Source organism: Amycolatopsis suaedae, assembly GCF_004214935.1.
Classification (GTDB): domain Bacteria; phylum Actinomycetota; class Actinomycetes; order Mycobacteriales; family Pseudonocardiaceae; genus Amycolatopsis; species Amycolatopsis suaedae.
In genome coordinates this window covers 1-14,681 of the sequence record NZ_SFCC01000029.1, presented here as the reverse complement: position 1 = coordinate 14,681, position 14,681 = coordinate 1, and the positions used below count along the sequence as shown (strand labels likewise).

12 protein-coding genes and 1 riboswitch are annotated in these 14,681 nt (G+C 70.9%); of the genes, 10 read left to right on the top strand and 2 right to left on the bottom strand.

The features are described from left to right. Positions 1 to 547: 547 nt before the first annotated feature. Positions 548 to 1,363 carry a L,D-transpeptidase gene (locus EWH70_RS35295; protein WP_420809121.1) on the top strand — a complete coding sequence of 272 codons (816 nt, stop codon included), beginning with the start codon at positions 548 to 550 and terminating at the stop codon, positions 1,361 to 1,363. A 17-nt stretch (positions 1,364 to 1,380) separates the two neighbouring features. Beyond that, positions 1,381 to 2,091, top strand: a complete 711-nt coding sequence (locus tag EWH70_RS35290) for a choice-of-anchor P family protein (protein ID WP_130479952.1) — start codon at positions 1,381 to 1,383, stop codon at positions 2,089 to 2,091. A gap of 46 nt (positions 2,092 to 2,137) precedes the next feature. Here EWH70_RS35290 and eat read toward each other — a convergent pair whose 3' ends face one another. Then, positions 2,138 to 3,583 (bottom strand): ethanolamine permease, encoded by a 1,446-nt coding sequence (gene eat / locus EWH70_RS35285; RefSeq protein WP_130479951.1) that lies wholly within the window; start codon positions 3,581 to 3,583, stop codon positions 2,138 to 2,140. Between the two features lie 171 nt (positions 3,584 to 3,754). Between eat and EWH70_RS35280 the strand changes: the two genes are divergently transcribed. Genes EWH70_RS35280 through EWH70_RS35265 form a run of 4 tightly spaced genes read left to right on the top strand, consistent with a single transcriptional unit; the run spans position 3,755 to position 7,962 of the window. Beyond that, positions 3,755 to 5,119: a glutamine synthetase family protein gene (locus EWH70_RS35280; RefSeq protein ID WP_205669403.1), complete on the top strand. Its 1,365-nt coding sequence runs from the start codon at positions 3,755 to 3,757 to the stop codon at positions 5,117 to 5,119. Then, positions 5,100 to 5,825: a gamma-glutamyl-gamma-aminobutyrate hydrolase family protein gene (locus EWH70_RS35275; RefSeq protein ID WP_130479950.1), complete on the top strand. Its 726-nt coding sequence runs from the start codon at positions 5,100 to 5,102 to the stop codon at positions 5,823 to 5,825. The genes EWH70_RS35280 and EWH70_RS35275 overlap by 20 nt, the downstream gene beginning before the upstream one ends. Next, the gene (locus tag EWH70_RS35270) at positions 5,822 to 7,195 is read left to right on the top strand and encodes an aldehyde dehydrogenase family protein (protein WP_130479949.1); all 1,374 of its coding nucleotides are present in this window, start codon (positions 5,822 to 5,824) and stop codon (positions 7,193 to 7,195) included. The genes EWH70_RS35275 and EWH70_RS35270 overlap by 4 nt, the downstream gene beginning before the upstream one ends. Next, complete coding sequence (locus EWH70_RS35265; RefSeq protein ID WP_130479948.1) at positions 7,195 to 7,962, top strand: 3-oxoacyl-ACP reductase; 768 nt, start codon at positions 7,195 to 7,197, stop codon at positions 7,960 to 7,962. The genes EWH70_RS35270 and EWH70_RS35265 overlap by 1 nt, the downstream gene beginning before the upstream one ends. Before the next feature lie 279 nt (positions 7,963 to 8,241). Here the strand turns inward: EWH70_RS35265 and EWH70_RS35260 are convergent, their stop codons facing one another. After that, positions 8,242 to 8,688 carry a nitroreductase/quinone reductase family protein gene (locus EWH70_RS35260; protein ID WP_130479947.1) on the bottom strand — a complete coding sequence of 149 codons (447 nt, stop codon included), beginning with the start codon at positions 8,686 to 8,688 and terminating at the stop codon, positions 8,242 to 8,244. 76 nt (positions 8,689 to 8,764) lie between these two features. Next, a riboswitch (glycine riboswitch) is annotated at positions 8,765 to 8,854 on the top strand. Between the two features lie 143 nt (positions 8,855 to 8,997). Between EWH70_RS35260 and gcvP the strand changes: the two genes are divergently transcribed. The 4 genes from gcvP to glyA are packed head-to-tail and all read left to right on the top strand — an operon-like array spanning position 8,998 to position 14,588. Next, positions 8,998 to 11,832, top strand: a complete 2,835-nt coding sequence (gcvP, locus tag EWH70_RS35255) for an aminomethyl-transferring glycine dehydrogenase (protein ID WP_130479946.1) — start codon at positions 8,998 to 9,000, stop codon at positions 11,830 to 11,832. Positions 11,833 to 11,837: 5 nt separating this feature from the next. Then, a complete protein-coding gene (gene gcvT, locus EWH70_RS35250) occupies positions 11,838 to 12,926 on the top strand; it encodes a glycine cleavage system aminomethyltransferase GcvT (RefSeq protein WP_130479945.1) in 1,089 nt (362 codons plus the stop codon). 14 nt (positions 12,927 to 12,940) lie between these two features. Continuing rightward, the gene (gcvH, locus tag EWH70_RS35245; RefSeq protein WP_130479944.1) at positions 12,941 to 13,315 is read left to right on the top strand and encodes a glycine cleavage system protein GcvH; all 375 of its coding nucleotides are present in this window, start codon (positions 12,941 to 12,943) and stop codon (positions 13,313 to 13,315) included. Between the two features lie 4 nt (positions 13,316 to 13,319). Continuing rightward, on the top strand, positions 13,320 to 14,588 hold the full coding sequence (gene glyA, locus EWH70_RS35240) for a serine hydroxymethyltransferase (protein ID WP_130479943.1): 1,269 nt from the start codon (positions 13,320 to 13,322) through the stop codon (positions 14,586 to 14,588). Positions 14,589 to 14,681: the final 93 nt, after the last annotated feature.

Genomic DNA, 14,681 nt, shown 5'->3' with positions numbered 1-14,681 from the left:
GAACAACAATCCCAGGTCAGAGGGCATCTGCGTGTCTACGACACGATCAATTCGTCATCATCGTCGGTGGATCCAGGTTCTTCGCTAGTAAAGCTCCCTTGCTCACGCCCGGCGCCCGACTTTGCCGGGGTCCTGACGTGAGATGTGGTGAAGGTGGCCTTCACGTGCTTTGCGCGGGTGTTGACGGTCCCGAACGGGTGACGTCAATACGCTCCGTGTGATTCGGTGGCCAGGTTGCCTGGCATTCGGGTGCATTTCCGCGAGACATTTTCCGGCCTCGGGATCGACCGGTTTCTTTCCGTTGCCGAAATCCCGCGTTACTGACAATTGCCCGATCGGGTGAACTATCGCGGTGTGCGCGACCTGCGGAAATGTACGGAAAGTGCTGGTAGATTCGCCGACGTGCACTGAGCGTGTTCGTTGATTTACGCGTTATCGCGGTGTTAGCAATGGCAGGCCGTCGACGTGGTGCCAACAAACCCGTCCGGTCACCCTTTCGTGCTTCACCCGCAGGTAGTTGCGGACGACACTGCGCAAAGGACGCCGCTTGAGAAACGAGTCGAACACCCGCATACGAACACGCCCCCGTGCCCTCCGCCGCTGGCTGGCGCTCACGCTGGCCGGTGCGGCGCTCATCCTGCTGACCTCGTGCGGCTCGGCCGAGCCCGAGCAGGCCCCGGCGCCCGCCGTCGAGCCCGCCGCGCTGGCGAAACTGCCGCTGGCCAACACCTTCGGCGACCTCCCCGCCGCTCCGCTCGATCCGGCGCCCGCCGACAAGACCGGCGGCGAGGTCGTCCACCCCAAGGCCGACATCGCCGTCCACGACGCACCGGGCGGCAAGCCGATCGCCACGCTGCCCGCCGAGCAGATCGGCTCGCCCACCTGGGTCCCGGTCATCGCCAGGCAGGGCGACTGGGCACACGTGCTGCTGCCCACCAGGCCCAACGGGGCCAGCGGCTGGCTGCACGCCACCACCGACGCGGTCGAGACCGCGCACAACGACTTCGCGGTCACCGTCGACCGCGCGGCCTTCCGGCTGGAGATCTTCGAAGCCGGGAGGAAGACCGGATCCTGGACCATCGGGACCGGCAGGCCGGAGCACCCGACTCCGGCAGGCAGGGCGTTCATTCTCGCCTCGATCGAGGAGAGCGTGAACACCTACAGCCCCATCGTGCTGCCGCTGAGCAGCCACTCGGACTCGCACGAGACATTCGGCGGCGGCCCCGGCACCGTCGGCATCCACACGTGGCCCGACAACAGCTTCGTCGGCAAGGCCACCAGCGACGGCTGCATCCGCGTGACCCGCGACGCGCTGGAACGTCTCGTCGAGCTTCCGCTCGGCACCATCGTCAGCATCGTCTAACCCCGAGAGGAAACCCCTTGACCGCGCTCAGAAAGACCGCTGCCGCGACCGTCGCGGCAGCCGCCGTGCTCGCCTGCGCGGCCCCCGCCGTCGCCGCCCCGGCCGACTCCGCCTACGCCATCGCCGCCGGCGGGCTGCTGACCATCCCGAAGACCCCGTCGGTGAGCGGCAGCGGCTCGGAGTCGCTGGCCACCGTCGCCCTGCCCACCTCCGGCCCCGCGCTGGTCAAGGCCCGCGCGCTGAACGCCGACGTGTCCGCCGGGCACGCCAAGGCCAGCGTCGCCGGGCTCGCGCTCGACCTCGGCCTGCTGCCGAACGCGCCGGTCGACCTCGGCCTCGTGCCCGACGTCGCCGCCAGCGTCATCACCGCGGAATGCAAGAACGGCAAGGGATCGGTGTCCATCGCCGGGCTGAAGGTCGGCGACCGGACGATCAAGCTGGACAAGATCAGTCCCAACACCACCATCCCGCTCGCCCCGGTGCTGGAACTGGTGCTCAACAAGCAGACCCGCTCCGGTGACTCGCTGTCGGTGACGGCGGTGTCGGTGAAGCTGCTCGGCAAGACGCAGACGCTCGACATCGCGTCGGCCACCTGCGGCAAGGGCGGCACCGAGCCGAGCAAGCCGACCACCACGACCAGCAAGCCGGACGACGGCGACAAACCCGGCCCCGGCGGCAAGGCGCCGCGCCCCACCCCGCGCCCCGGCCACCTGGACGTGACCGGCTGATCGCACCCGTGAAGGCCACCCCTCGTGCGGGTGGCCTTCACGGCGGTCAGCTCAGCTCGGACTCGGCACGCTCGATGACGGCGAACTCCTCCTCGGGCACGCTGGCGACCAGGTGGTGCCGGCTGTAGAACCAGAAGTACGCCAGCGCGGCCACGAAGATGGCGCCCATGATGCCCGCGGCCACCACGTCGACGAGGAACGTCGCCACCACCGCGGCCAGTGCCAGCACCAGCGAGATGCCGGTGGTCACCACGCCGCCCGGTGTCCGGTAGGGCCGTTCCAGGTCCGGCTCCCGCCGCCGCAGCACGATGTGCGACAGGTTCAGCAGCACGTAGGACACGGTCGCGCCGAACACCGCGATGTTGATCAGCAGCGCGCCATCGCGGGTGACCGTCGCCAGGACGAACCCGATCGTGCCCGGCACGATCAGCGCCAGGTGTGGCGTCTTGCGCCTGCCGGTGCGCGACAGCCAGCGCGGCAGGTAACCGGCTCGGGACAGCGCGAACAGCTGCCGCGAGTAGGCGTAGATGATCGAGAAGAAGCTGGCGACCAGCCCGGCCAGGCCGACGTAGTTGACCAGCTGGCTGAGCCAGGTGTCCCCGCCGTAGGCGCCCTTCACGGCGTCGACCAGCGGGTTGTTCGAGGTGGCGATGGCCTTGGACCCGGCGCCGCCGGGCGCCAGCACCAGGATCAGCGCGGCGAACACGACGAGCACGCCCATCGCCACGATGATCCCGCGCGGCATGTCCCTGCGCGGGTCGCGGGCTTCCTCGGCCGCCAGCGGAACGCCTTCGATGGCCAGGAAGAACCAGATGCCGTAGACCAGCGCCGCCAGCACGCCGGGGATGCCCGACGGCAGGAACGCGCTCGCGCCGACGGCGTCGCCCACCGGCATGTCGAACAGCTTGCCCGCGTCGAACTTCGGGATCATGCCGACGACGAACGCCACCAGCGCGACCACCGCGATCGCGGTGATCACGAACATCACCCGCAGCGCCTCGCCGACGCCCCACAGGTGGATCCCGATGAAGATCAGGTAGCAGACCAGGTACACCGGCCAGCCGTTGGTCAGGCCGAACAGTCCCAGCGACTCGACGTAGCCGCCGATGAACACCGCGATCGCCGCCGGGGCGATGCAGTACTCGATGAGGATCGCCACCCCGGTGGCGAAACCGCCCAGCGGCCCGAGCGCCCGGCGGGCGAAGCCGTACCCGGCGCCGGCAACCGGCAGCGCGGAGGACATCTCCGCGAGCCCGAAGACCATGCAGCCGTACATCACGGCCATCAGCACCGTGGCGATCAGCAGACCGCCCCAGCCGCCCTTGTCCAGGCCGAACGACCAGCCGGCGAAGTCGCCGGAGATGACGTAGGAGACGCCCAGCCCGGCGAGCAGGATCCACCCGGCGGCGCCGCGGCGGAGCTGTCTGTGCTGGAGGTAGTCGGCGCTGACCTGGCTGTACTCGACGTGTCCGCGGTGCTTGTTGTCCGCCATGGGGACTCCCGCCGTAATGGGTCGCTGAACAGTCCTTTGGAGTTGCTGAAGGTTGGGGCAACCGCCCCAGTTTGTCAAGACGCCGGGCGCCCGGTTGACTTCCGACCGGGTGAACCGGTACCAAGGGACATCAATGGTTCAATTCAGGACCATTGAGGAGGAAGGTGGGCGATGGCCGGACGTCGAGGCATGCTGACCGTGGACGAGCTGCGCCGCCTTGTCGACGACGGCACTGTGGACACCGTGCTCGTCGCGATGACCGACATGCAGGGCAGGCTGCAGGGCAAGCGCTGTGCGGCCGAGTACTTCCTGTCCGAGGTGCTCGCGCACGCCACCGAGGCGTGCAACTACCTGCTCGCGGTCGACGTCGACATGAACACCGTCGACGGCTACGCCATCTCCTCCTGGGAACGCGGCTACGGCGACTGCGTGCTCCGGCCCGACCTGGCCACCCTGCGGCTGGTGCCGTGGCAGGAGGGCACGGCGATGGTGCTGGCCGACGTCGAATGGGTCGGCGGCGGGGAGGTGCCGGTCTCGCCGCGGCAGGTGCTGCGCGGGCAGCTGGCCCGGCTCGCCGACCGGGGGCTGGGCGCCTACGTCGGCACCGAACTGGAGTTCATGGTCTTCGACGACTCCTACGAGCGGGCGTGGAACTCCGGCTACCGCGGCCTGACCCCGGCCAACCAGTACAACGTGGACTACTCGCTGCTGGGCACCGCGCGGCTGGAACCGTTGCTGCGCCGCATCCGCAACGCCATGGGCGGTGCCGGGATGTACGTCGAGTCGGCCAAGGGGGAGTGCAACCTCGGTCAGCAGGAGATCGCCTTCCGCTACACCGACGCGCTGGCCACCTGCGACAACCACGTGATCTACAAGAACGGCGCCAAGGAGATCGCGGCGCAGGAGGGCCGCAGCCTCACGTTCATGGCCAAGTACGACGAGCGGGAGGGCAACTCGTGTCACATCCACATCAGCCTGCGCTCGCTGGGCGGTGACGCCGTGCTGGCGGGCGACGGCCCGGGCGGGCGTTCGCCGCTGATGGACCACTTCCTCGCCGGGCAGCTGGCCTGCCTGCGTGAGCTGACCTACTTCTTCGCCCCGAACATCAACTCCTACAAGCGGTTCGTGCCGGGCAGCTTCGCGCCGACCGCCGTCGCGTGGGGCACCGACAACCGGACCTGCGCACTGCGGGTCGTCGGGCACGGCGAGTCGCTGCGGGTGGAGAACCGCGTCCCCGGCGGTGACGTCAATCCCTACCTCGCCGTCGCCGCGCTGATCGCCGCCGGGCTGCACGGCATCGAGAACGAGCTGGCGCTGGAGGAGGAGCTGACCGGCAACGCCTACACCTCGGGCAAGCCGACCGTGCCGACCACCCTGCGTGCGGCGGCGGACCTGCTCGCCGGCAGCGAGGTGGCACGCACCGCGTTCGGCGCCGACGTCGTGGAGCACTACCTCAACGCCGCCCGGGTCGAGCTGACGGCGTTCGACGCGGCGGTCACCGACTGGGAGAGGGTCCGTGGGTTCGAACGTCTCTGATGTTCCCGTCATCGGGCTGACCACCTACTCGGAGGTGGCCGGGTTCGGCGTGTGGACGACCCCGGCAGCCGTGCTGCACCGGAGTTACGTCGACATCGTCGGCCGGGCGGGCGGACTGCCGGTGCTGCTGCCGCCCGTCGAGGCGGGGCACGCCGAGCTGGTGTCGCGTGTGGACGGTCTGGTGCTGACCGGCGGCGCTGACGTCGACCCGGCCCGGTACGGCCAGCAGGCGCATTCCAGCGTGGTCAGCAGGCCGGACCGGGACGTGTCGGAGTTCGCCCTGCTGGACGCCGCGCTGGAGCGCGGCATGCCGGTGCTCGGCGTGTGCCGGGGCATGCAGGTGCTCAACGTCGCGCTGGGCGGCAGCCTGACCCAGCATCTGCCGGAAGCCACCGGCAACACTGCCCATCAGCCGGAACCCGCGGTCTTCGGCGACACCAAGGTGCGACTGGAGCCGGGCAGTACTGTCGCGCGGATCCTCGGCGGGGAGACCGCCTGCCACTGCTACCACCACCAGGCCGTCGACCGGCTGGGGGAGGGCCTGCGGGCGGTCGGCTGGGCCGCTGACGGCACGGTCGAGGCCGTCGAGCGTCCCGATGGGCCGTTCGTGCTGGGCGTGCAGTGGCACCCGGAGCAGAACCTGGACGACCTGCGGCTGTTCGCGGCACTCGTGACCGCGGCCCGCGAGAGCAAGGAGAGTGCATGACGACGTTCGACGTGATCAACCCCGCCACCGAGGAGGTGGTGCGCACGGTCGAGCTGACCACGGCCGAGCAGGCCGACGCCGCGATCGCCCGGGCGCACGCGGCGCTGCCCGCGTGGCGGAAGGTCGCGCCGGGGGACCGGGCGCGGCTGCTGCGCCGGTTCGCCGAGGCCGTCGACGCCGACATCGAGAACCTGGCGCGGCTGGAGGTCACCAACTCCGGTCACACCATCGGCAACGCCCGCTGGGAGGCCGGCAACGTCCGCGACGTCCTGCACTACTACGCCGCCGCGCCGGAACGCCTGGCAGGCAAGCAGATCCCGGTGCCCGGCGGGCTGGACGTGACGTTCCACGAGCCGCTGGGTGTCGTCGGCGTGATCGTGCCGTGGAACTTCCCGATGCCGATCGCCGGCTGGGGGTTCGCGCCCGCGCTCGCCGCGGGCAACACCGTCGTGCTCAAGCCGGCCGAGCTGACCCCGCTGACCGCGTTGCGGCTGGCCGAGCTGGCCCGCGAGGCCGGTATCCCGGACGACGTCTTCCAGGTGCTGCCCGGCAAGGGCTCGGTGGTGGGGCAGCGCTTCGTCGGCAACCCGGCCGTGCGCAAGGTGGTGTTCACCGGGTCCACCGAGGTGGGCAAGCAGATCATGGCCGGATGTGCGGCGCAGGTGAAGCGGGTGACGCTGGAGCTGGGCGGCAAGAACGCCAACATCGTCTTCGCCGACTCCGACCTGGAGCAGGCCGCCGCGACCGCGCCGTACGGGGTGTTCGACAACGCCGGCCAGGACTGCTGTGCCCGGTCGCTGATCCTGGTGCAGCGCACGGTGTACGACCGGTTCCTCGAACTGCTGGAACCGGCGGTGCGTGGCGTGGTCGTCGGCGATCCCGGCGACGACGCCACCGAGATGGGGCCGCTGATCTCCGCCGGCCACCACGCCTCCGTCTCGTCCTATGTGGACGAAGCGGCGGTGGTCTTCCGCGGCGGGGCGCCGGAGGGGCCCGGGTTCTGGTTCCCGCCCACCGTGGTGACGCCGCCGGACATCCGGCATCCGCTGGCGACCGAGGAGGTGTTCGGCCCGGTGGTGGCGGTGCTGCCGTTCGAGTCCGAGGCCGACGCCGTGGCGATGGCCAACAACACCGAGTACGGCCTGTCCGGCTCGATCTGGACCCGCGACGTCGGCAGGGCGCTGCGGGTGTCGCGGGCCGTCGAGGCGGGCAACCTCTCGGTCAACTCGCACTCGTCGGTGCGGTACTGGACGCCTTTCGGCGGCTTCAAGCAGTCCGGCCTCGGCCGGGAACTCGGCCCGGACGCGCTGGAGGCGTTCACCGAGACCAAGAACGTGTTCATTTCCGTGCCCGAATCGGAGGACAACTGATGGTGCAGCGTTTCGACGGCCGGGTCGCCGTGATCACCGGCGGTGCCAGCGGCATCGGGCTGGCGACGGCGCGGCGGCTGGCGTCGGAGGGGGCAAAGGTCGTGATCGCCGACGTCGCCGACGACGCTGGCAAGCAGGCGGCCGACGAGGTCGGCGGCCTGTACCTGCGTGCCGACGTCACCGACGAGACCCAGGTGGAGGCCCTGTTCCAGGGCGCGGTGGACGCCTACGGCTCGGTGGACGTCGCGTTCAACAACGCCGGCATCTCGCCGCCGGAGGACGACTCGATCCTGACGACCGGGCTCGACGCCTGGCAGAAGGTGCAGCAGGTCAACCTGACCTCGGTGTACCTGTGCTGCAAGGCAGTACTGCCGCACATGCGGCGGCAGGGGCGGGGTTCGATCGTGAACACGGCGTCGTTCGTGGCGGTGATGGGGGCGGCGACGTCGCAGATCTCCTACACCGCGTCCAAGGGCGGGGTGCTGGCGATGAGCCGGGAGCTGGGCGTGCAGTTCGCGCGCGAGAGCATCCGGGTCAACGCGCTGTGCCCCGGCCCGGTGAACACGCCGCTGCTGAAGGAGCTGTTCGCCAAGGACCCGGAGCGGGCCGCGCGCCGGCTGGTGCACGTGCCGGTCGGCCGCTTCGCCGAGCCGGAGGAGATCGCCGCGGCGGTGGCGTTCCTGGCCAGCGACGACGCCTCGTTCATCACGGCGTCGCAGTTCCTGGTCGACGGCGGCATCTCCGGCGCCTACGTCACCCCGCTGTAGCGAGCCAGGGCCCCGGCGAAGTCCGGGTGCTGTGTGCCCCCAATGTGGCATTGGGGGAGTTCAAGTTCCCCAATGCCACATTGGGGGAGTTTGCTGGGTCTCTTTCGTGGTGGCGGCTGGGTCTGCTGGGTCGGGTGTGACTGGTGAGGCCGCGACGCCGGGGCGGGATGGTCGTGAAGGCCACCTTCATCACATGAGACGACAGAAACTCGGCCTTCACCCGAACACCGGGCTTTCGCCCACGTGTCCGCGGCAAGAGACGGCACGGGACCGGGCGGGTCAGCGCGGCTCCAGGATCAGCACCGGGATCTCACGGCCGCCGGTGCGCCGCTGGTAGGTGTCGAACGCGGCGTAGAGCTCCACCAGCCGCGGCCAGTACGCCGCCCGCTCCTCGGCCGACGCCACCCGGGCCCGCACCGCGCGTTCCCGGCGGCCGATCAGCACCGACGTCTCCGGCGCGGCCACCAGGTTGTGGTACCAGTCCGGATGCCGGTCCGAGCCCGCCTTGGACGCGGCGAGTACCAGCCGGTCACCGTCGGTGAGATACAGCAGCGGCGTCTGCCGCCGGGTGCCGCTGCGGCGGCCGACGTGGTTCAGCAGCAGCACCGGCGCGCCCCGCAGTGTCCCGCCGATCCGCCCGCCGGACACCCGGTAGACGGCCGCGACGCCGCGCATGACCAGGGCGAAGGGCTTCCACAGAGGTGATCCCGCTCGTGGCTGCCTCATCCGTGCTCCCTCCGGCTGGACGCCCCCCGCGCACACCACGTACGGTACAGACAGACAACTACAGAACGGGCTGATACGAGCCGGAGCGGGAGAGCCTCGTCCCAGGACGAGCACCGAAGGAGCAAGCTCCCCGCCAATCTCTCAGGTACCACACCGCTCCAGGCCAGGCCACTCTGGAAAGCAGGCGCCCATGCGCCTCACCGAAGGTGAAAGCCGTCGCGACAGACGGTGAAACTCTCAGGTGCCCATGACAGAGGGGGAGTTCCTTGCGGGAGACGGTCTCCCGCACCCGATGCGAGGAGCTCCCGCGTGACGAGTAGCCCGTTCGCGTCCCGACACGTCGGCCCGTCCGAGGCCGAGCAGGCCAAGATGCTGGCCGAGTGCGGGTACGGCAGCCTGGACGCACTGGTCGAGGCGGCGGTGCCGTCCGCCATCCGCGACAGCCGCGAACTCGACCTGCCCGTCGCGGCCTCCGAGGAGGAGGCCATCGCCGAGCTGCGCGCGCTGGCCGGCCGCAACCGGCCGATGACGCAGATGATCGGCCTGGGCTACTCCGACACCGTCACCCCCGCGGTGATCCGCCGCAACGTGCTGGAGAACCCGGCCTGGTACACGGCCTACACGCCCTACCAGCCGGAGATCTCGCAGGGGCGGCTGGAGGCGCTGCTCAACTTCCAGACCATGGTCGCCGACCTGACCGGCCTGGCCACCGCCAACGCCTCGCTGCTGGACGAGTCGACCGCCGTCGCCGAGGCCGTGCTGCTCATGCGCCGGGCGTCGAAGTCCAAGTCGGCCACCGTGGTGCTCGACGCCGAGACGCTGCCGCAGACCGTCGCCGTCGTGCGGACCCGGGCCGAGGCCGTCGGCATCGAGGTCGACGTCCGCGACCTCGCCGAGGGCCTGCCGGAGGAGTTCTTCGGCGTCGTCGTGCAGTACCCCGGCGCGTCCGGCGTGCTGCGTGAGCAGGAGTTCTACGAGGGCATCTCGACCGCGGCCAAGGCCGCCGGCGCGCTCTACACCGTCGCCGCCGACCTGCTCGCGCTGACGCTGGTCGCCGCGCCCGGCGAGTTCGGTGCCGACGTCGCGGCCGGGTCGACCCAGCGGTTCGGGGTGCCGCTGGGCTACGGCGGCCCGCACGCCGGGTACCTGTCGGTCCGCTCCGGCCTGGAGCGCTCGCTGCCCGGCCGCCTGGTCGGTGTGTCCGTCGACGCCGACGGCGCCCCGGCCTACCGCCTCGCGCTGCAGACCCGTGAGCAGCACATCCGCCGCGAGAAGGCGACCTCGAACATCTGCACCGCCCAGGTGCTGCCCGCCGTGCTGGCCGCCATGTACGCGGTCTACCACGGCCCGGCCGGCCTGCGCCGCATCGCCGAGCGGGTCCACGGCCTGGCCGCCGGCCTGGCCGCCGCGTTGCGGGACGGCGGGGTCGAGGTCGTCCACGGCGCCTTCTTCGACACCGTGCTCACCCACGTGCCCGGCCGCGCCGAGCGCGTCGTCGCCGACGCCCGCCGCCTCGGCGTCAACCTCGGCCTGGCCGGCGCCGACCACGTCCGGATCGCCTGCGACGAGGTGACCACCACCGACGCGCTGCGCCGGGTGCTGCTGGCGTTCGAGCTGGAGGCCCACGCCGAGCCCGGCGAGGCCGTATTGCCGGCGGGACTGGTGCGCCGCAGCGAGTACCTCACCCACGACGTGTTCAGCGCGCACCACTCCGAGACCGCCATGCTGCGCTACCTGCGCTCGCTGGCCGACCTGGACTACGCGCTGGACCGCGGCATGATCCCGCTCGGCTCGTGCACGATGAAGCTCAACGCCACCACCGAGATGGAGCCGATCACCTGGCCGGAGTTCGGCGGCATCCACCCGTTCGCCCCGGCCGAGGACGCCGCGGGCTACCGGGAGCTGGTCACGCAGCTGTCGGACTGGCTGGCCGAGGTCACCGGCTACCACACGGTGTCGCTGCAGCCCAACGCCGGAAGCCAGGGCGAGTTCGCCGGCCTGCTGGCCATCCGCGCCTACCACCACGCCAACGGCCAGCCCGAGCGGGACGTCTGCCTGATCCCGTCGTCGGCACACGGCACCAACGCAGCCTCCGCGGTGCTGGCCGGCATGCGCGTGGTTGTCGTGGCCTGCACCGACGACGGCGACGTCGACCTGGACGACCTCAAGGCCAAGGTGGACAAGCACGCCGGCACGCTGTCGGCGATCATGATCACCTACCCGTCCACGCACGGCGTGTACGAGCACGGCATCGGCGAGATCGCCCGCCTGGTCCACGAGGCAGGCGGCCAGGTCTACGTCGACGGCGCCAACCTCAACGCCCTGCTCGGCCTGGCCAAGCCCGGCGAGTTCGGCGGCGACGTCTCGCACCTGAACCTGCACAAGACGTTCTGCATCCCGCACGGTGGCGGCGGTCCCGGCGTCGGGCCGGTCGCGGTGCGCGAGCACCTGGCGCCGTTCCTGCCCAACCACCCGCTGGACGCGGGCGCGGGCCCGGACACCGGCGTCGGCCCCATCTCCGGTGCCCCGTTCGGGTCGGCGTCGATCCTGCCGATCTCCTGGGCCTACGTGCGGATGATGGGCGGGCCGGGCCTGACCACCGCCACCAAGGTCGCCGTGCTGGCCGCCAACTACGTCGCCGCCCGGCTGGCCCCGCACTACCCGGTGCTCTACACCGGACAGTCCGGCCTGGTCGCCCACGAGTGCATCCTCGACCTGCGCGGGCTCACCAAGGAGACCGGCGTGACCGTCGACGACGTCGCCAAGCGGCTCATCGACTACGGCTTCCACGCGCCCACCATGTCGTTCCCGGTGGCCGGGACGCTGATGGTCGAGCCCACCGAGAGCGAGGACCTGGGCGAGATCGACCGGTTCTGCGACGCCATGATCGCCATCCGCCGCGAGATCGACGCGGTGGCCGCAGGCCGCTGGCCGGTGGAGGACAGCCCGCTGCGCGGCGCACCGCACACCGCGGAGACCCTGGTGGGTGATTGGGACCGGCCCTACGACCGTGAGCTGGCTGTCTACCCGGCAGGCGTGCGCCGCCGTGGTAAGTACTGGCCGCCGGTGCGCCGCATCGACGGCGCACGCGGCGACCGCAACCTGGTGTGCTCCTGCCCGCCGCCGTCCTCCTTCGAAGGGTGATCCGCTTGTCCACGCAGTCTCCGCTGCACTCCGTCCACTCCGGACTCGGTGCCTCGTTCACCGATTTCGCGGGCTGGTCGATGCCGCTGCGCTACACCAGTGAGCTGGCCGAGCACAAGGCCGTCCGCGAGGCGGCCGGCCTGTTCGACCTGTCGCACATGGCCGAGATCGAGATCACCGGCCCGGGTGCCGCGGCCGCGCTCGACCACGCGCTGGTCGGCAACCTGTCCGGCGTCAAGCCGGGCCGGGCCCGCTACACCATGCTCTGCCAGGAGGACGGCGGAGTGCTGGACGACCTGGTCGTCTACCGGCTGGCCGACGAGCAGTACATGGTCGTGGCCAACGCCGGCAACGCCGCGGTCGCCGTGCGGGAGCTGACCGCGCGGGCCGAGGGGTTCGACGCCGAGGTCACCGACCGCTCGCTGGAGCTGGCGCTGATCGCCGTCCAGGGCCCCGCCTCGGTGCGGATCGTCGGCGCCGTCACCGACGCCGACCTGGACTCGCTGAAGTACTACGCGTCGGTCCCGGCCACCGTCCAGGGCCACGACGTCCTGCTGGCCCGCACCGGCTACACCGGTGAGGACGGCTTCGAGCTGTACGTCCCCGGCGCCGAGGCGCCGGACGTCTGGCGACTGCTGACCAAGGCGGGCGAGCAGCACGACCTGCTGCCAGCCGGTCTCGCCTGCCGCGACACCCTGCGGCTGGAGGCGGGCATGCCGTTGTACGGCAACGAGCTGTCCGCCGAGCTGACCCCGTTCGAGGCCGGGCTGGGCCGGGTGGTGAAGTTCGAGAAGGAAGCGGACTTCGTCGGCCGCGCGGCACTGGAGCGCCGCCGGGACGCCGGGGCCACCCGCACGCTGGTCGGCCTGCGGGCCGAGGGCAGGCGTGCTCCCCGGCACGGCTACTCCGTGCTCGCCGGTGACGAGGTCGTCGGCGAGGTCACCAGCGGGGCGCTGTCGCCGACGCTGGGTTACCCGGTCGCAATGGCCTACGTGCCGCCCGCGCACAGCGAGCCCGGCACCGAGCTGTCCGTCGACATCCGCGGCAAGCACCTTCCCGTCGAGGTCGTCGCCCTCCCCTTCTACAAGCGCTGAAAGGCCTCTGTTCAATGAGCGTTCCGCAGGACCTGAAGTACACCAAGGAACACGAGTGGGTGCGGCTGGCCGACGGTGTCGCCACCGTGGGCATCACCGCGTTCGCCGCCGAGTCGCTCGGCGACGTCGTGTTCGTGCAGCTGCCCGAGCCGGGCGAGGCCGTCACCGCTGGCGAGTCGTGCGGGGAGATCGAGTCGACCAAGTCGGTCAGCGAGCTGTTCGCCCCGGTCGACGGCGAGGTCGTCGAGGTCAACCAGGCCGTCGCCGACACCCCCGAGCTGGTCAACTCCGCTCCCTACGGCGAGGGCTGGCTGTTCACCGTGCGCACCAGCGGGGACGCCGACCTGCTCGACGCCGACGCCTACGCCGCGCTCACCCAGGAGGGCTGACCCGATGACCTCGTTCACCCAGAACCTGTCCACTGTGGACCCCGAGGTGGCCGCGGCGGTCGACGCCGAGCTGGACCGCCAGCAGTCCACCCTGGAGATGATCGCCTCGGAGAACTTCGCCCCGCTGGGCGTACTGCAGGCGCAGGGTTCCGTGCTGACCAACAAGTACGCCGAAGGCTACCCCGGCCGCCGCTACTACGGCGGTTGCGAGCACGTCGACGTCGTGGAGCAGCTGGCCATCGACCGGGCCAAGGCCCTGTTCGGCGCCGAGTACGCCAACGTGCAGCCGCACTCCGGCGCGCAGGCCAACGCCGCGGCGATGGTTGCCGTGCTCAACCCCGGTGACACCATCCTCGGCCTCGACCTGGCCCACGGCGGGCACCTGACCCACGGCATGCGGATCAACTTCTCCGGCAAGCTCTACAACGTCGTGGCCTACCACGTCGACCCGGAGACCGGTCACGTCGACATGGCCGAGGTCGAACGGCTGGCCGCCGAACACAAGCCGAAGCTGATCATCGGCGGCTGGTCGGCCTACCCGCGTCAGCTCGACTTCGCCGAGTTCCGCCGCATCGCCGACACCGTCGACGCGAAGCTCATGGTGGACATGGCGCACTTCGCCGGCCTGGTGGCCGCCGGGCTGCACCCCAGCCCGGTGCCCTACGCCGACATCGTCACCACCACCACGCACAAGACCCTCGGCGGTCCGCGTGGCGGGCTCATCCTGGCCAGGCAGGAGCTGGCGAAGAAGCTCAACTCCGCCGTGTTCCCGGGCCAGCAGGGCGGGCCGCTGCAGCACGTCATCGCCGCCAAGGCCGTCGCGCTGAAGATCGCCGCCTCCGAGGAGTTCGCGCAGCGCCAGCGCCGCGTGCTGGACGGCGCGAAGATCCTCGCCGAGCGGCTGTCGCAGTCCGACTGCGCCGACGCGGGCGTGCGGGTGCTCACCGGCGGCACGGACGTCCACCTGGTGCTGGTCGACCTCGTCAAGTCCACTCTGGACGGACAGCAGGCCGAGGACCGGCTGCACTCGGTCGGCATCACCGTCAACCGCAACGCCGTGCCGTTCGACCCGCGCCCGCCGATGGTCACCTCGGGCCTGCGCATCGGCACCCCGGCGCTGGCCACCCGCGGCTTCGAGGCCGACGACTTCGCCGAGGTCGCCGACATCATCGCCGTCGCCCTGCGGCCCGAACTCGACTCGGCCACGGAGCAGTCGCTGCGTGACCGCGTCGGGCTGCTCGCCAAGAAGCACCCCCTCTACACGGAGCTCTGAGACATGACCACCGCCACCCCGGACGGGCGGAAGTTGTTGCGGCTGGAGGTTCGTAACAGTCAGACGCCGATTGAGAAGAAGCCGTCGTGGATT

Bases quoted from the DNA above. Each gene is read 5' to 3' on its own strand.
- eat (WP_130479951.1), bottom strand. From the start codon at position 3,583: ATGGCGGACAACAAGCACCGCGGACACGTCGAGTACAGCCAGGTCAGC.
- EWH70_RS35280 (WP_205669403.1), top strand. From the start codon at position 3,755: ATGGCCGGACGTCGAGGCATGCTGACCGTGGACGAGCTGCGCCGCCTT.
- EWH70_RS35270 (WP_130479949.1), top strand. From the start codon at position 5,822: ATGACGACGTTCGACGTGATCAACCCCGCCACCGAGGAGGTGGTGCGC.
- EWH70_RS35265 (WP_130479948.1), top strand. From the start codon at position 7,195: ATGGTGCAGCGTTTCGACGGCCGGGTCGCCGTGATCACCGGCGGTGCC.
- EWH70_RS35260 (WP_130479947.1), bottom strand. From the start codon at position 8,688: ATGAGGCAGCCACGAGCGGGATCACCTCTGTGGAAGCCCTTCGCCCTG.
- gcvH (WP_130479944.1), top strand. From the start codon at position 12,941: ATGAGCGTTCCGCAGGACCTGAAGTACACCAAGGAACACGAGTGGGTG.
- glyA (WP_130479943.1), top strand. From the start codon at position 13,320: ATGACCTCGTTCACCCAGAACCTGTCCACTGTGGACCCCGAGGTGGCC.